The sequence below is a fragment of the Magnetococcales bacterium genome (genome assembly GCA_015231175.1).
Lineage (GTDB): Bacteria > Pseudomonadota > Magnetococcia > Magnetococcales > DC0425bin3 > HA3dbin3.
Genome location: JADGBZ010000066.1, coordinates 1 through 20,012, shown reverse-complemented (window position 1 = coordinate 20,012; position 20,012 = coordinate 1). Strand labels below are relative to the sequence as shown.

At 57.2% G+C, this 20,012-nt stretch carries 16 protein-coding genes; 10 read left to right on the top strand and 6 right to left on the bottom strand.

Translation table 11 applies throughout. From position 1 onward, the window contains the following. The 7 genes from HQL63_12495 to HQL63_12465 all read left to right on the top strand — a co-directional run. Positions 1–227, top strand: a 227-nt coding sequence (locus tag HQL63_12495) for a hypothetical protein (protein MBF0177648.1), incomplete at its 5' end; no start/stop codon positions are given. A 559-nt stretch (positions 228–786) separates the two neighbouring features. Then, positions 787–1,710, top strand: a complete 924-nt coding sequence (locus HQL63_12490; protein ID MBF0177647.1) for a cobalamin biosynthesis protein — start codon at positions 787–789, stop codon at positions 1,708–1,710. Next, complete coding sequence (locus HQL63_12485; GenBank protein MBF0177646.1) at positions 1,703–2,713, top strand: threonine-phosphate decarboxylase; 1,011 nt, start codon at positions 1,703–1,705, stop codon at positions 2,711–2,713. The genes HQL63_12490 and HQL63_12485 overlap by 8 nt, the downstream gene beginning before the upstream one ends. 436 nt (positions 2,714–3,149) lie before the next feature. Beyond that, complete coding sequence (locus tag HQL63_12480) at positions 3,150–4,025, top strand: hypothetical protein (protein ID MBF0177645.1); 876 nt, start codon at positions 3,150–3,152, stop codon at positions 4,023–4,025. 351 nt (positions 4,026–4,376) lie between these two features. Beyond that, positions 4,377–5,609, top strand: a complete 1,233-nt coding sequence (locus HQL63_12475; GenBank protein ID MBF0177644.1) for an LbtU family siderophore porin — start codon at positions 4,377–4,379, stop codon at positions 5,607–5,609. A gap of 251 nt (positions 5,610–5,860) precedes the next feature. Then, positions 5,861–10,072: a PAS domain S-box protein gene (locus HQL63_12470; protein MBF0177643.1), complete on the top strand. Its 4,212-nt coding sequence runs from the start codon at positions 5,861–5,863 to the stop codon at positions 10,070–10,072. 84 nt (positions 10,073–10,156) lie between these two features. Beyond that, entirely contained in the window at positions 10,157–11,068 is a 912-nt protein-coding gene (locus tag HQL63_12465; protein ID MBF0177642.1) for a diguanylate cyclase, read from the top strand. 150 nt (positions 11,069–11,218) lie between these two features. On the opposite strand, the gene HQL63_12460 is transcribed toward HQL63_12465, so the two are convergent. Beyond that, positions 11,219–11,617, bottom strand: coding sequence for a lytic transglycosylase domain-containing protein (locus HQL63_12460; GenBank protein MBF0177641.1), 399 nt, complete (start codon positions 11,615–11,617; stop codon positions 11,219–11,221). A gap of 839 nt (positions 11,618–12,456) precedes the next feature. On the opposite strand from HQL63_12460, the gene HQL63_12455 reads away from it, so the two are divergent. Next, a complete protein-coding gene (locus HQL63_12455; protein MBF0177640.1) occupies positions 12,457–13,005 on the top strand; it encodes an O-acetyl-ADP-ribose deacetylase in 549 nt (182 codons plus the stop codon). Between the two features lie 187 nt (positions 13,006–13,192). On the opposite strand, the gene HQL63_12450 is transcribed toward HQL63_12455, so the two are convergent. Further along, positions 13,193–13,507 carry a cytochrome c gene (locus HQL63_12450; protein ID MBF0177639.1) on the bottom strand — a complete coding sequence of 105 codons (315 nt, stop codon included), beginning with the start codon at positions 13,505–13,507 and terminating at the stop codon, positions 13,193–13,195. 33 nt (positions 13,508–13,540) lie between these two features. Here HQL63_12450 and HQL63_12445 point away from each other — a divergent pair, with 33 nt between their 5' ends. Both HQL63_12445 and HQL63_12440 read left to right on the top strand, forming a co-directional pair. Next, positions 13,541–14,530 (top strand): 2-dehydropantoate 2-reductase, encoded by a 990-nt coding sequence (locus HQL63_12445; GenBank protein MBF0177638.1) that lies wholly within the window; start codon positions 13,541–13,543, stop codon positions 14,528–14,530. Then, entirely contained in the window at positions 14,527–15,918 is a 1,392-nt protein-coding gene (locus HQL63_12440) for a cobyrinate a,c-diamide synthase (protein ID MBF0177637.1), read from the top strand. The genes HQL63_12445 and HQL63_12440 overlap by 4 nt, the downstream gene beginning before the upstream one ends. 8 nt (positions 15,919–15,926) lie before the next feature. Here the strand turns inward: HQL63_12440 and HQL63_12435 are convergent, their stop codons facing one another. From HQL63_12435 to HQL63_12420, 4 genes are all read right to left on the bottom strand, one after another. Next, complete coding sequence (locus HQL63_12435; protein ID MBF0177636.1) at positions 15,927–16,457, bottom strand: DUF302 domain-containing protein; 531 nt, start codon at positions 16,455–16,457, stop codon at positions 15,927–15,929. 121 nt (positions 16,458–16,578) lie between these two features. After that, complete coding sequence (locus tag HQL63_12430) at positions 16,579–16,788, bottom strand: cold-shock protein (GenBank protein MBF0177635.1); 210 nt, start codon at positions 16,786–16,788, stop codon at positions 16,579–16,581. A 283-nt stretch (positions 16,789–17,071) separates the two neighbouring features. Then, positions 17,072–18,229: a glycosyltransferase family 1 protein gene (locus tag HQL63_12425; protein ID MBF0177634.1), complete on the bottom strand. Its 1,158-nt coding sequence runs from the start codon at positions 18,227–18,229 to the stop codon at positions 17,072–17,074. A 31-nt stretch (positions 18,230–18,260) separates the two neighbouring features. After that, positions 18,261–19,826: a Gfo/Idh/MocA family oxidoreductase gene (locus HQL63_12420; GenBank protein MBF0177633.1), complete on the bottom strand. Its 1,566-nt coding sequence runs from the start codon at positions 19,824–19,826 to the stop codon at positions 18,261–18,263. Positions 19,827–20,012 lie beyond the last annotated feature (186 nt).

The following is a 20,012-nucleotide window of genomic DNA, read 5'->3' as shown; positions in this document are numbered from 1 at the left end:
TCAGCCATGGCCTGGCTCATATCCTGGCGCGACAGTTCCATGTGTTGGGGATCCCGGGTTGCATGGGCTACCAAAAACTCCGGCGTCGGATTCAAACCAGTGACTTGCTGAATGTGTCGCCGAGCCTGATTGGCGTGCAGGTATTGGTCATATTCCGTCGCCGCTTCCGTGATGTCCTGGTTCTTCCTTTGCAGAATATCGGTGATCTGGTTTTTTTTTGGCGTTGAAGGACGATCTCATCTTTTCTCTCCTACATGATAGGTTATATGATCCGGCAAAGCAAGGGCACGACAAGCCGCTGCCGGGGGGCGGCCTGTTTTTCTGGGCAGGAAAACAACTCGATGACAGATTTATGATTTTGATCGAAAAAACCCCATTATCAGGGCAGTATGGGGAAGTTTTGCGCCCCTGGCAAGCACAAACAGCCACCAGGTTGTCACCCAGGGCAATCGTATGAGCCATGGGCACACCCGAGGCCACGATCATTTTTTGGCATCGGGTTCCAGGGGATCGTAACCGTTCATTACCCCCTCAAAAAAAGCCTGGACAGGAAAGCCTTTGTCAGGGCTTCGCCCCGAACCTCACCAGGGCGATGCCCTGGACCAAGCCAGGGAGCCAGCCCTCTGGACCCCGATGCGTTGCCGGGTGCTGAATGGTTACTGACATGGGGGGTCTGAACGATTGCAGGGGATCTGGCTCTCTGGATCCCGGTTTCGTTGCCGGGCACTGAATCATGATATCCAAACTTGACGCGGACACGGAAAAGCCGGATCTTCCAGACACGCCATGGATCTTTTGTCAACATATCATGCCGCTCTCCTCTTGCCGGCCCTGCTTTTGGACCGTGCGCTGGGTGAGCCGGAGTGCCACCATCCCCTGGTGGGCTTTGGTCGCCTGGCCTGTTGGATTGAAGCGCACTTCAACAAGCCGGGTCAAAGCCGCTGGCCTGGGGTCGTGGCTGTCGCTTTTCTGGTTCTGCCCTGGGTGGCGGCTGTGCATCTGCTGACAAACGATACGCTGATCGGATCCGGGATCGCTGTGGTGGCGCTCTATCTGGCCTTGGGTCTGCGCAGCCTGGGAGAGCATGGCCGGGCCATCGTTGCCGCCTGGCGTCGGGATGGCGTGGCAGGCGCCCGTGGACGGGTGCAATATGTGGTCAGTCGCGATACGGCCCACTTGAACTCCCGGGAGGTTGCCCTGGCCGGGGTCGAGTCCATGCTGGAAAATGGCTGTGATGCTGTCTTTGGCACCCTCTTTTGGTTCCTGGTGGCCGGAGCGCCGGGGGCAGTCGCCTACCGCCTGGTCAACACCCTGGACGCCATGTGGGGATATCGCACCGAACGTTTTTTATACTTTGGCTGGGCGGCGGCCCGCCTGGATGATGGGCTGAACTGGTTCCCTGCCCGTTTGACCGCCATCACCTACGCCCTCATGGGCAAAACCCGGTCGGCGCTTCGCGCCTGGCGTGACCGCCCGGTGTGGAAAAGCCCCAATGCCGGCATCGTCATGGCCACCGGCGCCGGCGCTCTGGAACTCCAGTTGGGAGGGGCCGCTCCGTACCATGGCCGGATGCAGGAGCGTCCCCTCCTGGGAGAGGGGATGCCGCCGCGCATGGAGGACATTCTCCGAGCCCTGACGATTGTGGAGCGTGGCGCCTGGAGTTGGGGTTTTCTGGCCAGTCTGGTATGGGGAGTCATGCACTTTGCTTGAACATGGTGGTCACCTGCGTCAGGCCGCACGCGCCTACGGCACTCCCTTTGAGAGTTGGCTGGATCTCTCCACTGGCATCAATCCTGATCCATGGCCCGTTCCGCCCATTCCCGGCCCTTGCTGGAACCGGCTGCCGGAAGAGGAAGATGGCCTGGAGGCTGCTGCACAGGCATATTTTCAAACGCCCCATCTGCTGCCGACAGCCGGTTCCCAGGCCACGATCCAAATCTTGCCACGGTTGCTCTCCGCCCAACGCATCGGGATTCCCACGCCGACCTACGCCGAACATGCCCATGCCTGGCGCACGGCGGGCCGCGACGTGGTTCCTCTCTCCCACGCCTCCCTGGAGATGCCACCGGACGATGTGGACCTGCTGCTCCTGGTCAATCCCAACAATCCAACCGGTTGCCGTTACGCTCCGGCAACGCTCCTGGCCTGGGCCGAGCGCCTGGCCAAAAACAAACGCTGGCTGGTGGTGGATGAGGCCTTCATGGATACCACGCCAACAGAGAGCCTCTCGCCTCACGCCGGGACTCCGGGTTTGATTCTTTTACGATCTTTGGGAAAATTTTTTGGTTTGGCCGGGGCACGCTGTGGATTTTTATTGGCTCCCCCAGCGATCCGAACACAGGCATCCAGCGCTCTTGGCCCATGGTCTCTGGCCGGACCCACCCGTTTCGCGGCCTCCCTTGCTTTGCAGGATCGGACATGGCAAACGACCACCCGCTCTCGTCTCGCCACCGACGCCCGACGCCTGGGGGAGCTGTTGTCCACCCACCATTTGCCACCCTCCGGCGGCACCGATCTGTTTCAGTGGGTCCGCACCCCAGCCGCCCGATACATTCAGGACCATATGGCCCGTCAGGCCGTCCTGGTCCGGGCCTTTGATGACCCTCCCAGCCTCCGGTTTGGCCTGCCCGGCAGGGAAGCGGATTGGGTTCGACTGGAGCGCGCTCTCGCCGCGATCATCGTCCCGACCCTGCTACCCCCAATAAACGATTGAAAGACTGGGATGGAGGTCCAGGAGGAAGGGCTGTGCCCTTCCTCCTGGCGGGGTTTGGGGCAGCGCCCCAATAATGGGGGAGCGCCTCCTGTGCGGTGGCCGAAACGAAGGTCATGGCTATTGCGATCATATGATCTATTCTTAGGCGTTCCTGGTTGCTCTGCCTATTTCTTCATCAATTTATCGCTTCACCAGGCACAAAACAGATTCCGCAAACGGGCCAAAGCGACTTTTAAAGCGACCTTTCCGGAGGGATCCCTGCCCGCCGTGAGCCCATTGAAGCCCTGTTTCCAACCCCTGCCACTTGGCGCTTGAATTTTAATATTTAGTTTAAATACAATATTTTTATATGAGCATAACCCTGCCCATGGGTCAACAGAACCCACCTCGATCCTGGCAAACCTTTCCCGTCACAGGTCTTGCTGACGATTGTGGCATGAAAATTGCTATTTTTCCTCACGTCGATCATACTGTCACCCTCGCTGGTGATGCAAACAGCCATCTGGAGATGTTGGAAGGAAGCGAAATCATGCGTCATACAAGTAAGATATTGCTGGGGTTGGCGGTAGCCGGCATGGCCGCCGCACCGTCCGTCCAGGCCGAAACGAAAGCCGGGGATTTCACCGTCACGTCCAATGTTTCGCTGACCAGCGACTACGTGTGGCGGGGTATTTCACAGACCGACAGGGATCCCGCTCTCCAGGGTGGTTTCAAGGTGTCCCACGATTTAGGTCTCTATGTGGGAGTCTGGGGCAGCAACGTCGATTTCGATGGCGGCGCACCGGCGGTCGATGGTGGCCTGCCGCACCTGGAGGTGGACATCAACGGCGGCTTTGCCAAGGAGTTCAGCAACGGCATGAGTGTCGATGTTGGATACCTGCACTATGCCTACCCTGGTTCGGCTGCCCGTATGGGCAGCGCGTTTGGTGAATATTACCTGGGGCTGGGTTACAAGATTGCAGGTGTGGGTCTGACCACCAAATACTCCTTCTCCCCCGACTTCTCCGGCGCAGCGGATGCGGCGGGCAACCTCGTTGGGAGTCAGTCAGCCTCCTACGTGGAAGGCCAGGCCGACTATGAGTTTCCCGAAAAAATCAAAGCGTCGGCTCACTATGGCTACTCCTTTGGCGACTATTTCAAAATACCGAGCTCCTCGAAAGGGTATGGTGATTATCGCATCGGCCTCTCCAGGGAGTTTGTGGGACTGGACTTCGGTGTCAACCTGTATGGAACGGATGGGGATGGAAAAAATTATGCCCTACCCCGCCTGACGAAGGATCGTGTCGTTCTGAGTGTCAGCAAGACGTTTTGATTTTTTGGGGAGGAGAGATCTCCTCCCCACTCCCCCTCCTGATCTCCCCCCCCTCCCGTCTCGATCACTCCCATCTGGCAACATGGTCACGTTATTGCTAGGCACCCCTCGGGGGTACCTGTCAGGTTTTGCCGTGCCTGCTGCAACGATGACACCCAATCAGCATCATCCGCGAAAACCTGCCTGGAAGAACCATGGAGCGGTCGATGTATCTCCCCCCAGGGAAAGGTGGCCAAAGCGGTTCGTGCGCAGAAAGCAGTGCGGATTCACGTTGTTTTGACAGGGGGGTGTCAACAGGTCATACGGAGAAGAGTTCTCATGTACCGTTCAGATGGGAAGGGAAAGATCACCATGAAAACATCGAAGTTGCAATCATTGGCCCTGGCATTGCCTTTGGTCATGGGCGCCTCGGCGACGGCCCTGGCTGCGGACATGCCCAGCCGCGAGGAGATGTGGAAAATCATTCAGAAGCAACAACGCGAACTGGATGCCCTGAAGTCCCAGGTCAATCAACCCCGCGACGAGGCTCCCGTTGCCAGCGCCCGCAGTGGAGGCAGGGATGAGGGCAAGGAAGCGGAAAAATCCGGGTCGAGTCTGGCTGAAAAAATCAAATTCAGCGGTCTGGTCAAGGTCGACGCCGTGACCTCGGGCAAGAGCATCGCCAACAATCAGAAATCAAGTGATATCTTCGTCTCCGAAGCCCACCTGACTGCGGACGCCGATGTCAATGAATGGACCAAAGCCCGCATGCAGATCATTTACGAGAAGGGCGTCGATGACGGTCCTCCGGCAGATAAAAACCGCGTGCGCCTGGACGAGGCCAACATCACCCTGGGCAACACCGAGCGCTTTCCGCTGTTCCTGACCGCTGGACGCCTGGTCACCCCCCTCTCTACCTACACCACCAATCTGATCGATGATCCGCTCACCTTGACGCTCTCCCGGGCCAAGGAGACCGTTGGCCAGGTAGGCTTTGAAAGCAACGGAGTTTATGGCTCGGGGTGGCTCTACAACGGGGATGTCAACCGCACCGGCAAAGATGACACGGTCTCGGAAGGGGGCCTCAATCTGGGTTACAAGTTGGAAAACAAGGGGATGAATCTGGAACTGGACATCGGCGCCGGCTATACCAACAGCCTGGATGACTCCGGAACCCTTTCCGCCATACCGACCGTGCTGGCCGGCGTCCAGGATCATGTGTCAGGGGTCGGGCTGCATGCCAATGTAAACTGGAACCAGTTTATCCTCATCGGGGAGTATGCCTCGGCGACCGACAGCTTCCAGGTGGGTGAAGTTGCCTTCAAAGGCCGGGGCGCCAAACCCAGGGCCTGGAACACCGAATTGGGCTATACCGCCAACCTTTTCAGCAAGGAAACCACCTTCTCCCTCGCCTATCAGGGCACCAAGGAGGCCCTGGCGGTTGCCCTGCCTGAAGACCGTTATCTGGCTGGCATCACGGTGGCGATCCTTGAACACACCAACGTCAAAGTCCAATATTACAATGAGAAGGACTACACCATCTCTGATGGCGGCACCGGCAGAAGTGTGAACGTCGGCAAAGCCGAGCTTGTCGTCGACTTCTAAGACGTATGGCGCACCTTCTTCACCCTTAAATGAAGATGCTTGGGCATGAAGGCCTTCGTCGGGGCTTTGCCCCGAGCCCCATCAGGAGGAAGGGCATGGCCCTTCCTCCTTTTTTGCTTTTTGATTGACTGGTTGAGCGAACATCATCATGATCCTCGATCGCATGGGCGGATTGTCGTGAGTTAGCGACTGCGAGCCGGAGTCGTGCTTTCTGGTTGCCACCGATCGTGCCATGCCTGAAACGGGGTGACATGATGACCTTATCCGCCAGGGAAACCGACGAAGATGGCGCCACATGGCGCATACACCGGCCCGTCATCGTCGCTTTCGTTGCTGCCTTTGGGCTGATGTTGCTTTTTTTTACCTTCTCCATCCACAAGATGCGCGACTCCATGGAGGAGGATGCCTACCGACGGGTGCAACTGGATGTCATGGGATCCTTCCAGACTTTGCTGGAAGTCAACGCGCAGACCATGGTGGCCATTCTGGAGGAGGTCAGCCGTGACGCTCGTTTTCTGGCCCCTTACCGGGCTGGCGACCGGCAGGCCCTGCTTGCTGGATCCCAGGAAACCTGGGAACGTCTGCGGCGGGAAAATGGCATCACCCACCTCTACTTGCACGGTCCGGATGGGGTCAACTTTCTCCGGGTGCATGCCCCTGATCGGTTTGGCGACACCATTCAATCCCAGACCCTGCTGAAATCCCAAAGGAGCGGGGCAACCGCGCATGGCCTGGAATTGGGCTCTACCGGAGCTTTGGCGTTGCGGGTTGTTGCCCCGTGGCGGGACCAGGGCAGATTGATCGGCTTCATTGACCTGGGCATGGAGGTGTCCGCCCTGCTGAAATCCATCCGAAAAATGCTTCGGATCGACCTGCTTGTTTTCCTGGAGAAAAGGTATCTCGACCGCCAGGCCTGGGAAACGGGCATGGCTCTGCTGGAACGTCCCGCCGATTGGCAACAATTCACAAAAATTGTCCTGGCAGCCAGCACCTTGCCTGCTCTTCCCCCGCATTTGGACGAACATATCCTGCTTGGCAACCACAAGATTCCACTGGCCAGCCGATTGTTGCAGCCACTCCACAATCTGGAGCATGATCATTTGGCCGTCGATACCCTGGCAGACATCGGTGGACGCCCGGTGGGGCGGATCGTGGCCATTTTCAGCGATGCCGACATGGAACATGTGACCTGGGACTACATGCTCCTGCTCCTCGCTGGCAATCTGGGTATCGCCTTGCTGCTGGGATTGGTGTTTCACCGTCTTCTGAAGGCCATGGAGGAGAGGTTGCACCATGCCAGCGACAACCTGCACCACAGCGAGCAGAGGCTGCGCGCCATACTGGATACAGCCATGGATGCCATCATCTCCATCGATGCCCATGGTCATATCCTGGAGTTCAACCAGGCTGCGGAGGCTGTTTTCGGATTTCGCAAAAGTGATGTCCTGGGTCAGGACATCAGCGAAATCATCATTCCACCCGACATGCGGGAGAGACATCGCCAGGGGCTGGCCCGCTACCTCGCCACAGGGGAACATCAGGTTCTCAACCGGCATGTCGAACTCATCTCCCAGGATGCCCAGGGTCGCCCGATTCCGACGGAAGTTGCCATAACCGTGACCCCTGGCAAAGAGTTCCCTTTCTTTACTGCCTATTTGCGGGATATCTCTCAGCGCAGACAAATGCTGGCCTATCTGGAAGAGGCCATATCCACTTCGGAGGTGACCAACCAGGAATTGCGTGACGAGGTCGCCAACCATAAAAAAACCCTCTCCCGATTGCAGGCCAGTGAGGAGCGTTTTCGTTCGGTCACCACATCCATACAAGATGCCATCGTCGCCGTTGATCAAGATCAACGCATCGTATTCTGGAACCAAGGAGCACAATTGTTGTTCGGCCACCTGGAAAAGGAGATCATCGGCCAGAAAGTCTCCATTCTGGTTCCAGAGAAATATGACGAGGCCCACCAAAAAAGCTTTCAACGTTGCCTGAATCAGGGCGGTCACGGTCCGTTGATCGGACAGATGACCGAGTTGGCCGGCGTACACAAGGACGGGCACGAATTTCCCCTGGAAATGTCCCTCAACACCTGGGTCACCACGGAAGGGGGACGATTTTTTTCCGCTGTCATTCGGGATGTAACGTTGCGCCGGCAGATCGAAGATGCCCTGCGGGAGGCCAAGGAAGCCTCCGACAAAGCCAACCAGGCCAAAAGCATCTTCCTGGCCAACATGAGCCATGAGATCCGTACCCCCATGAACACCATTATCGGCATGGGGTATTTGCTCTCCCAGTCGCAGCTCAGTCCCGATCAACAAAACCAGATGCAAAAAATTCAGCTTGCCGCCGAAACCCTGCTCGGCATCATTGACGATATTCTGGATTTTTCCAAAATCGAGGCTGGGCGTTTGGAACTGGAACATCGTTCGTTCAATCTGCAAACTGTTCTGGAAAAGGTATCTGGAATCATCTCGCTGCGGGCCGAAGAGAAAGGCCTGGAGCTTCTGTTTAACACCCCGGTCAACCTGCCCACCGAACTGGTCGGAGATGCCTTTCGCCTGGAACAGGTGTTGATCAACCTTGGCACAAATGCCGTCAAATTCACCCACACCGGCGAGGTTATCGTCAGCGTTGCCCAGGTCGATACCACCGATGCCAGGATGCGGCTGAAATTTTCTGTCAAGGATACCGGCATAGGTTTATCTGATTTTCAAATATCATTGTTGTTTCAAGCATTTACTCAGGCTGACACCTCGACGACGCGCCATTATGGGGGTACTGGCCTGGGCCTGACCATCTGCAAACGCCTGGTCGACATGATGGGGGGTGATATCGGCGTCACCAGCACACCTGGCGTGGGCAGCGTATTTTACTTCACCCTGCCCTTTGACAGACAAACCCGGTCGGCGCCGGTTCCTGCTCCCACGCTGTCCCACGATGCGGCGCTGCGCATTCTCATCGTCGATGACAACGACAACGCCCGCAGCATCCTGGAAAACATGATCCGGGAGTTTGGTTTCTCGTTGACTTCCGTCTCTTCGGGTGAACTTGCCATCGCCGAGCTTGCACGCGCCGTGCGCGAAGATCATCTCCCTTACGACATGGTTTTGCTCGACTGGCGCATGCCGGGTATGGATGGGATCGAGACAGCGCGTCGCATCTCGGAAGATCCCTTGATCGCCAACTCTGCCACGGTGATCATGGTCACGGCTTTCGATCAGCAGGAGGTCTTCCACAAAACCCAGGATATGGGCGTCAGAAGAGTTTTGCGCAAACCGGTCACACCTTCCGTGCTTTTCGATGCCATCCAGGATTTTCGGGGTGTGTTCACACCCCGTCCGCAGAAACAACAGGCGACCGACGACATGGAGTTGACCCAGCACCGGGCCACCCTGAAGGAAGCCAGAATCCTCGTCGTCGAAGACCATGATGTCAACTGGCAGGTCGCCGAGGGGATCCTCGGCAAGGCCAACGTCATCACCGAACGCGCTGCCAACGGCTTGATCGCCGTGGAACGCCTTCTGGTCGATCACGCAACGTTCGATTGTCTTCTCATGGACCTACAGATGCCGGTCATGGACGGATACGAGGCCACGCGCCGGTTGCGCGAAAAGTTTACACCGGAGACGTTACCCATCATTGCCATGACGGCCCATGCCCTGAAGAGCGAACAGGAGCGGTGCCTGGCCCTGGGCATGAACGGCTATCTGACCAAGCCGGTCCACATCAAAACCCTCTTCAAGGTGCTCGCCGACATTCTGGCACCGATTCTGGCCGACCGGCCAAGCCAGACCCTTTCCGATCGCACAACAACCACGCTGACTGTGCCCCCCCCCGCTGGATCCGATGCATGGCTCAAGATGATCGATTGGGATGACGCCATGGATCGTTTTGAAGGGGATCGGGCACTGCTGGATAAGCTGCTCGCCAACTTTGTCAAAAAATATGCCGACCTGGATGACCAGTTGGCCAGGTTATGGGACCGCCATGCGACAGAGGAGATCAAAAATCTGGTGCATGGCATCAAGGGGTCAGCCGGGAACATCTCGGCAAAGTCGATTGCCGGTTGCGCGGCCAGGATAGGCGACACAATCAGAAACAACGACATGCCTGGGTGCAAGGTTGCCTTGAATACCCTGTGCCTGGAGATGAAAAGATTGACGCATGCCGTTGCGCACCAATCCAACCGCCCCACTCCTGCCGTCTCATCCCCTGCACGCTCCGATGACCCCGGTCACCGGCAGCAACTCAGGGAACAACTCGCCAAATTGCACCAGGGTCTTCTGGACCAGGATTTTCAGGCTCGGGAATACTTTCTTTCCATCAGGGATCTTCTCGCTTCCTGCACGGACCAGATGATCGTCACCGAACTTACCCTGGCTTTGGACAATCTGGAGTTTGAACATGGCGCAAAAGTTGTGGCTGGCCTTCTTTCCCGTCTCGGCAAGGATGGTGTGGAGTGACTCAAGAATTCATCATTGCTGACACTCCCCTTATTGACATAGGATGGGAAGGTGAAGATTCCGCTTATAAAGTAGAAACACCCCATGCATTCTGACAATAAAAAGCCAGTTGTGCTCATCGTGGATGATGAACCCAACAACATTGAAGTTCTGGCGAAAATTCTTCAGTCAGATTATCGGGTGTTGTTCTCCACTCAGCCAGCCAAAGTGACCGAGTTGGCCAGGAACAAAGAACCTGACCTCATCCTCCTGGATGTCGTCATGCCCGGGATGAATGGATATGAAGTGTGTCGACAGTTGAAAGTTCAGGCATCCACGCGGGAGACACCGGTCATTTTCGTGACGGCCATGGACGAGGAGCAGTACGAAGCCACCGGTTTTGAGGCCGGGGGTGTGGATTATGTGACCAAGCCAGTCAAACCCTTCCTGTTGCGCGCCCGGGTCAAGGCCCACATCGACCTGAAACTCAAAACCGACCTGCTGAAAAAAATCGCCTCCATGGACGGCTTGACCGGCATACCCAACCGTCGCCGTCTGGACGAGTTTCTTCGACAGGAGTGGGGGCGTGGTCTGCGCCAGGGGAACACGCCGATCTCTGCCATCCTGATCGACGTGGATCATTTTAAAAAATTCAACGACCATTACGGCCACCATGCCGGCGACCAGTGCCTGCAAAAGATCGCTCGATGCATGGCGGACACCCTGGAGCGCAGCACCGATCTGGTTGCCCGATACGGGGGCGAGGAGTTTGCCTGTGTCCTCCCATCGACTCCGACCGATGGGGCCGTCCACCTGGCTGCAAGCATCCAAAAGGCCGTTGCTGATCTGCGGATTCCGCATCACTATTCCGACTGTAGCGACGTGGTCACCCTGAGCATGGGCATCGCCAGCCTGCTCCCCGTGGCGGACCAGGATCCGCAAACACTGCTCCAGGCTGCCGATACCCTGCTTTACGAGGCCAAAAACGCCGGTCGAAATCAGGTTAAATTTCGGTAATTATTCACCATCCGCCAACGAATCGGGGTCCAGGGGGCTGGCTCCCTGGCAGGGCCTGAGACGGTGTCCTGGTGGGCTCCGGGGCGAAGCCTTGATAAAAGCCTTCATATCCGGGCCTTTTTTGAAAAAGAGGCGAACAGTTGCCGCTCATCAAGCGTTGTGCGTCGACATGAGTCGGTTGATTCGTGAGATATAGTTGCGCGTCTCTTGCGGCAAAGGCTCGGAGCGGCGGTCGACATTTCCCATTCCCCAGTTGTAAGCTGCCAAGGCAGCGCTCTTGTTGCCCTGGTAGCGATCCAGGAGTTGCTTCAGGTAACGCGCCCCGGCCATCACGTTTTGCTCCGGATTGAACGAGTTGGTCACACCCAACTCCTTGGCGGTCTCGGGCATGAGCTGCATCAAGCCTTGGGCGCCAGCCTGGGAAACCGCCTTGGGATTGAAGCCACTTTCGGTCTGCACCACCGCGCGCAACAATTTGGGATCCAATCCGTTTTGCTGGGCCGCACGACTGATGAGGGCATCGTAAGGGGTGGATTGGGCAGGGGTCATGCTCTCCCGCGCCAGCCGTCGATACAGGGCATCGAGGGTCGCTGGATCTGGATTTTGACCAAGTGGCTGTACGGTGCTACCTTGCTCCGGGTGCGCCTTTTGACCACGCGCCGCAGCCGAAGCGCGGAACTCGGCATTCAGGAAGGCTTGTTCCGACCTGGAGAGTGCGGCCAAACCCGGCGCCTTGCCAGGGAGTACACCCACCTGGGTCTTGACACCCCCCATGGCGCCGCTCCCCTGCGCCATGGCAAGCTGCTGGAAACCTTCGGCAAGCCAATTCATCTCGGCGTTGCTCAAGGATGCTAGGCCCGGCGCCGGACCCGGCTGCAAATAGGAGTCCGTTGTCACACCTGACAGGCTGTCGTCGGAAAAGGGCAGCCAAGTCGCACGACCTGCGCCTTCGGAGGTATGGATGGGCGCTCCCCCACCCGCATGCCAGGGAGTCTCCAGGCGCGCCGAAGTACCGACACCCATCTTCCCGGCAAAGGCTTCGTCACCTGCGGAACGCCCAACACCTTGGAATGCCTGATTCAAGTCGCTTTGAAAGGAGGCCGTACCACCCTTGATACCGCCGATGCCGGCCTGAGCCAGGGGGAGAGTCGGGAAGGGAATGCTTGTCACGTCCAACATGGCTTTTTACCCTACCTGGAGTGGTTCCAAAGTCGCGGAAAGGTCCGCCTGCGCCGTCGCAGATGCTCTACGCAATCTTCATACCATATTTATAAATCCAGCCACCGGGTTGCCTGTTGGCTTTGTCTCTGCCCCATCCTGGGCCCCACCAATATGTAACAAAACCATGACAAATCCACGATCAATCCACGACTTTCAGGAGATGACCCATGCAGGCTCCAGCTGAAAAAACTTACTCCGTGGAGGTACTCACGGGAGATATCACCCGTCTGAAAGTTGACGCCATCGTCAACGCAGCCAACACCTCCCTTCTTGGAGGTGGCGGCGTGGATGGGGCTATTCACCGCGCCGGTGGTCAAGCCATTCTGGAAGCTTGCAAAAAAATCCGCCAGGAGAGCTATCTGGAAGGTCTTCCCACTGGCGAAGCCGTTATCACCACCGGCGGGAATCTGGCAGCCCGGCATGTCATCCATACGGTAGGCCCCATCTACCATCAGGAGAAGGATCCGGCCCGCCTGCTGGCCAACTGCTACCGTAACTCCTTACGTCTGGCCATGAACCATGGTATGACCTCCCTGGCTTTTCCGGCCATCAGCACAGGGGTCTATGGTTATCCGAAGGAGGCTGCGGCCCAGGTTGCCAGCGCTGCCATTCATCACACCTTGGCGGCAGGGTCCGGCTCATTGCAACGGGTGATTCTGGTTGCCTTTGCGGAAGCCGATGCCGATCTTCTGCGTCAGGCAATCGAGATGAAGTAAAATGCCCTGTAACTACTCTCCACCCTTTCAAGGAAAGCTTGGACATGAAAGCCTTTGTCAGGGCTTCGCCCCGAACTCCACCAGGGCTCTGCCCTGGACTAAGCCAGGGAGCCAGCCCCTTGGACCCCGATTCGTGGCCGGGTAGTGAATAGTTACAATGCCCTGATGGTGGCACGCATGGAGCTTCTCAGGGAAATTTGTAAAATGTTTTGTCGAGATACTCCACCACATCGGCCACTTCGTCATCAAACCAGCTCGTGCCGACACTCTGGCTGCAAAAGGTCACCATGGCCGCGAGCTCCTTTTTGTTCTTTTTCTTGTGGTCGGGGCGGGTGTACATACGGTTGGGGTCGCCGCCAAATTTTGCGGCATGGCACTCGTTGCAGGATTTATCGTGCAAGACACGGCCCCTCTCCATGTTGGCCGCTCCGGCACTTCCCGGAAGAACGGCCAGAGAGATCACCACCGTGGATGCCAGCAGACTGGCTCTGATCTTTTTCATGTCACACCACTCCCGAAGTGAAAGATAAAACCCATGGAGACAACCCACCCCGTCGCTTCTGCCAGCCTCGACCCATCGGCCATCTCTCCTCCTCGAATTCTCGTGGTCGGCACCGGAGCCATCGGAGGTTTCTACGGGGGACGCCTGGCACAGGCCGGATTGGAGGTGGCTGCTGTCTGCCGCTCCGATTTTGCCGCAGTTCGTTCCCAGGGCATCCGCATCGAAAGCGTTCAGGGCACATTTCACTTTACCCCCCAGCCCACCTTGCGCCAACCCGCCGACTATGCCGGTCTCCCGGATTATATCCTCGTCACCCTGAAAGTTCTGTCGGAAATCGACGTTGCCGCCATCATCCGTCCTGTGGTTGGGCCTGACACTGTCATCGTGTTGATTCAAAACGGCATGGAGATCGAAGCCAGTGTGGCTGCCGCCTTTCCTGACCATGAGATTTTAAGTGGTTTGGCGTTTATTTGCGTCAGCCGCACAGCTCCGGGGGTGTTACGGCATACCTGCCATGGACGCCTCACCATAGGTCGTTATCCGCAAGGAGAGTCCCCTTCCGCCCAACGTTTGGCAACCTGGTTCAACAAGGCTGCAACCCCTTGCATGGCTTCCGCTTCCATCGTCACGGAGCGCTGGCGCAAACTGGTTTGGAATGCCCCTTTCAATCCCCTCTCCGTCCTGGGTGGAGGATTGACCACACAGGAGATCATGGCCTCTCCAATCCTCTCCCGTTTGGCGCGACAGGTCATGGAGGAGGTATGGTCTGTGGCCGCAGCTGCTGGGCACTCCCTTCCGCCTGAGGTGGTGGAAAAAAATCTCACCGAAACCCGGGCCATGCAGCCCTACAAGACCAGCATGCTGTTGGATCACGAAGCCGGACGCCCCATGGAGGTGGAGGCCATCCTGGGCAACACGGTACGCATAGCCAACGCCTTGGGCATTGCCGCACCCCGTCTGGAAACCCTCTATGGCCTGTTGCTGGGCATTGAAACAAAAAAAGGGAAAGAATGGATCCCATGAGCCACCAGCAAAAACCCGAACTCACCTCGCCGGGATTCATTGTTTCTGCCGTGCGCTCACAAAGCGGCAAGACCACGGTCACCCTCGCCTTGATGGCGATGTTGCGTGGTTTGGGCTTGGCCGTGACTCCGTTCAAGGCGGGTCCAGATTATATCGATCCGGCCTGGCATCAGGCCATATGCGGTGTTCCCTCCTGGAATCTCGATACCTTCATGGTGGGACGCGAGGCTTGCCAGGCGTTGTTTCACACCAGACGCGCCGGAAATCTGGGTATTGTCGAGGGGGTGATGGGGTTGTTTGATGGCAAGAGTGGTGTCGGGGGGGCTGGCTCCACGGCGGATTTGGCCACCGTTTTGGGGTTGCCGGTCATTCTGGTGGTGGAGGTGCGCGGCATGGCCGGATCTCTGGCGCCTTTGGTGTCCGGGTTTTGCGCCGCAGCGCATGGTTTTCGTATTGCTGGCATCATCGCCAATGGTGTCGGGAGTGAACATCATGCCCGACTTTTGGCCGAAATTTTGGCGAGTGCCCACCTGCCACCCCTTCTGGGGTGGTTGCCCCGGGATGCTGCCATCGCCTTGGCGGAGCGTCATCTTGGTCTGGTTTTGCCCACTGACCAAACCGGGCAGGATGTTGCCTATGCCTCGCGTCTGGCGACCGCCTTGCGGGTTGATCCCGAACGCCTGCTGTCCGTCGTGGCCCAGGCGGCTTTGCAGACCAGGCTTGATGGGGCGTTCGATGCGGGGGTGTCGGATGGCAATACGTTTGAGACTACGGATCACATTCACCCGGCAGAGCATGATCCCTTGTTGAAAGGTCAGGTCGTGGCCGTGGCACGGGATCGTGCTTTTTGTTTCCTCTACGAGGCCAATCTGGCCTGGCTCAAAGCCATGGGGGCGCAGGTATGTTTTTTTTCTCCCCTGGCCGGCGATTCTCTGCCGGGTGGGACGACGGCTGTCTGGTTGCCTGGGGGGTATCCCGAGCTGCATGGCGAGGCATTGGCTGGTTCGGCGACGTGGTCGGATTTGGCGCGTTTTGCCGGGAAGGGAGGGGCGGTTCTGGCCGAATGTGGCGGCATGATGGCTCTGGGGCGTTCCCTGCTTGATCTGGAAGGACGCCATTGGCCCATGGCAGGAGTCTTGCCGATTGACACCTGCATGACGGGACGCTTGGCCGGCCTGGGGTACCGCCAGGAGAGAGGCGGTCTCCGTGGGCACGAATTCCACCACTCCATCCGACAAGGTGGTGATGGATCGGAGCCAGCCTTTACCGTGGAGAAGGGGGACGCCGGCGTGCGTTGGCGCAACGTTCGAGCATCCTACATCCATTGGTACTTTCCATCGGCGCCCGATCAGGTGGCCGCATGGCTTGCATCGGGGGAGAAGGCATGAAGGAAAGGTCAGGGAATTTTTGCCAAGGCTTGGGAGAGGAGATGACCGACCTCTTCGGCTATGGCATCGAACTGGGGATGGTTGATCAGGTGGGCCATGGCCATGGTATCGATGGCGGCCACCTCCACCTTGCCCTGGTTGTTCTCTCGGACGACCACATTGCAAGGCATCAGGACACTGACATCGACAGCAGCCTGTAGGGCCTTATGTGCCAGGGTGGGATTGCAGGCACCCAGGATGATGGTGCGTGGGTAGTCGACCCCCAGGCGCTTTTTCAAGGCTGCCGCAACATCGATTTCGGACATGATGCCGAAACCCTGTTCCGTAAGCGCCTGCCGGGTCTGCTCAACCACCTGTGCAAAATCACCTGCGGCCCCGCGCACCACCGCGTAGCCCATTTCGTTGCCGATGCCCATGGCCATTTTCCTCGATTTTTGACGCCGCGCCAACACCCGCTCCGGTAGAATCACCAGCCGATTACAGCAGCACGCCCCCACTGCGCCCAGCAAGCCAGAGACATCCCGTCTGCGCACCAACACAAAGGGATTTCTCATCTGGGAACAGAAAGGGAATAAGATTGGTCGGGATCAGACTGGAAGAGAGGCGGGGAAGAGCGCCGCCGCCCGCGGGTTTCCCCGGAGCGGCAGCGCCGGAACTGCTTCAGATGGGTATAACGTTCTCAGCTTTCGGTCCCTTCGGCCCCTCGCCGACACTGAACTCCACCTTTTGCCCTTCGGCCAAAGATTTGAACCCTTGGACCTGAATGGCAGAGTGGTGAACGAAAACGTCCCCACCGCGTTCCCGTTCGATAAATCCAAACCCTTTACTGTCATTGAACCATTTGACGGTTCCGGTTTCCCGGTCTGACATGATATGAAATCTCCATTCGATTCTAAGTGGAAGCACTGGCTTACTCTTAACATAAGCTTGCGGGAAATGATAACAAAAAAATTGCATCCTGCCCCAAAAGGGATGCGCGGAAGGTGTGCATCGGGGAGAGAATGCACAGAATTTGTTGTTGGTTCATGTTTTTAATAATATGTATTTAAAGCGATTATTTGTTTTGTTTCGGTGATTTGGCGTGAAAGGGAGATCGGTTCGAAAAGATATTTTTTTTTGCGAAAGGGTTTGGTTGACACCCTGGATTGCACGGTCAACGGGATAGCAGAGGGAGCATTTCCCGGATACGGTTGGCGAACGTGTGGTTGTGAATGACGTTCTCGTAACCTTGCCGAGCGATCTTTTCTCTGGCCTGGGTGTTCTCCTCATAGAAACGGATTTTGTCAAGAAGCTCCTCGACCGTGGTGTACATCTCCAGGTCGATTCCCTCCTTGAACACCTCACAGAGGGTTGCCTGGCGGCTGGCCAGCAAAAATCCTCGGGCACGCAGGACGTTGAAGATACGGTCGCTCAACCCATCCAGTGCGTAGACCCGGGTCATTGCCAGATTGATACGGCTGGCCGCGAAGTGGTGACCGGACTCCCGAAACTGGTCCGCCACGCCCCGGTAATGAACGTTGGGAAAATGGGCTTGTGTCCAATCCTCTGGACCGAAGACATCCAGATGGGGGATGGCCTGTAGAAAATGGCGCCTCTGGTGGACCGTCGTCTCCTTGGCCAATATGGACGTGAGTTCACCAGGCTGGATATTGGACTCCCGGAGAATGGGGCCGATGGTCTCATAGGCCTTGGCGACCAGTTCCGGGAGTATGTAACGGAATTGCCTGGATGCCTCTTCCTGTTGCCGGAGGATGTCGTCAAAAGTGTTTTGCAATTTTGTGAATATGGCGGCATGGAACGAGGATTTCTGGCAAAACTCCTTGTAAAGTGCCTCGATAAATTGACGATAATAATTGTTGCTCCCCAATTCAATGGTGCCGACAAAACAGACGCCATATTTTTTGTCTTCGAAGTTATAGTCTAATTGTTGAATATTGCAGGCGTTGATCAGGTAGGATGCCTTGACGCCCATGTGTGACAATTTTCCGGCATCTTCCCGGCACGTTGGAAGAATGAAATCTGTGTCCGTGTAAATTTCCGGGTTGAAATGTTCCTGGTTGAGAAATTTATCGGCAAGCCAATGCAGGACCGGAATGCCGCGCATGGCGCCCACCCGGGATACGATCAAGGAAAAGACGGGGTGGTTCAGGATGAAATCTGGTCGGAACCGATCGACTGATTCAAACAGGTTTCTTGCATCTTCTATTTGGTCACAGAATTCCGAGGCGACATCGACACCATTTTCACGGCATGCCTTGGCAAGATCGTCATAATATTGGAAGCGGCGGAGCTTGGTGATCAGGCAGCGCATGGGGGGTGTCGAACCTGTATTCGCGTGCGGGTCATGGTTGGGGTGGTTCGCATGATTTTTTGATTTGCCAGGCCAACCGCATGTTGTCCAGTGCTTGCTGCCCGGTGACGAGCGGCGGTTTTTTTCCCCGCACGGCTTCGATGAAATGGCGCAGCTCGCGGGTCATGGGTTCGCCGGGGCGGATCAGAACCCGCTCCATGGAGAGATCCATGCTGTAACTGCCGATTTTGGGAGACTTGCTGCGTTCGATGGCCCCCGCGCCCTGGCGGTAGATCAGGAGTTCCTGGGTTCCATAATCCAGGGTGATATAGCCCAGGTCGGTGGTCAGTCGCAGTTCACGCACTTTGTTTTGCGTGATTCTGCTGGCGGTGAGGTTGGCGATGGAGCCATTGGCAAAGGTGATCAAGGCGGTGACATAGTCATCCGCCCGGGCCGAATAGGGACGCACCGAGTGGGCAGCCACAGAGGTGACCGGGGATTGGATGAGAGACAAGACAATGTCGAGATCATGCCCCATCAGGTCCAACACCACGTCGAGGTCGCTGGTGCGGGGATCGTTGACAGCACTCATCCGACGGACATCCACGGCGTAGATGTGGTTGCCGTGGGCCAGGATTTCGGTCAGTTGACGCACTGCCGGGTTGAAGCGTTCGACATATCCGGCGAGCAAAACCCGATTGTTGCGCTCTGCGGCAGCCAACAGGGCCAGGCACTCTGCTTCGGTGCTGGCCAGGGGTTTTTCGATCAGGCAGTGAATGTTGTGATCCAGCAGAAAGACCCCGTATTCGGCATGGGTGGCCAGAGGCGAGGCGATACAGACCGCATCCGCCTGTCCGACGAATTGGCTGATATCGTTCAAAATGGGGCAGTTGTATTGCATCGCGGCTTCGGTGGCCCATTGTTTGTTGGGATCCATGACGCCGGCGATTTCGACATTTTTCAGCAGATCCAAAATACGCAGGTGTTCACGGCCTCGCACCCCAGCCCCCACCACACCGACACGCACCCGGCTTTTGGCTTTCAAGTCCATATCTCCCTGCGGAACGGTGAAAACTGTGTGCAATTTTTCATCGCTGGGGGCCGGGCCTTGCAGGTTGTGGTGGAGTGGACGCCCTTGAATATTGACGTAATCCACCAGTTTGGCTGGTTGCCCTATGACCAGACCGAAGGCGGGCACGTTCTGGGTGACCACCGAACCAGCGGCCACCATGCAATTTTTCCCCAGGGTGACGCCACAGACGATGGTGGCGTTGGCCCCGATACTGGCGCCGTCTTCGATGCGGGTGGGAACGACCTCCCAATCCGGACTGACCGCACGCGGATAAATGTCGTTGGTGAATGATGCGTGAGGTCCGATGAAGACCCGATCCCCAATCGTGACCCCATGGTACAGGTTGACGCTGTTCTGGACCTTGCAGTGGTCCCCGATCACCACTCCGAAGTCGACGTAGACATTCTGGCCAATGTTGGTATGGCGCCCGATCTTGACCCCTTCGCGAACCTTGGTCCAATTCCAGATCGACGAGCCTTCACCCAGGGTCACACTGGGATGGACGATGGCCGTTGGGTCGATATGAAAGGATTTCTCTCCTGCCATGATGCCTCTCAATGGGATCTCCGATTCCAGTGCCCGGACGAGTCTAGAGGAGGGAAAGCGCCATGGTCAATGAAACCCCGAACGTCATGACCCGAAACCCTTGTTAAAAAGCAACTATTCACCACCTGACCACGAATCGGGGTCCAGCAACTGTCTTGACTGTCAAGCAGTTTCTGCCAGGGGGGG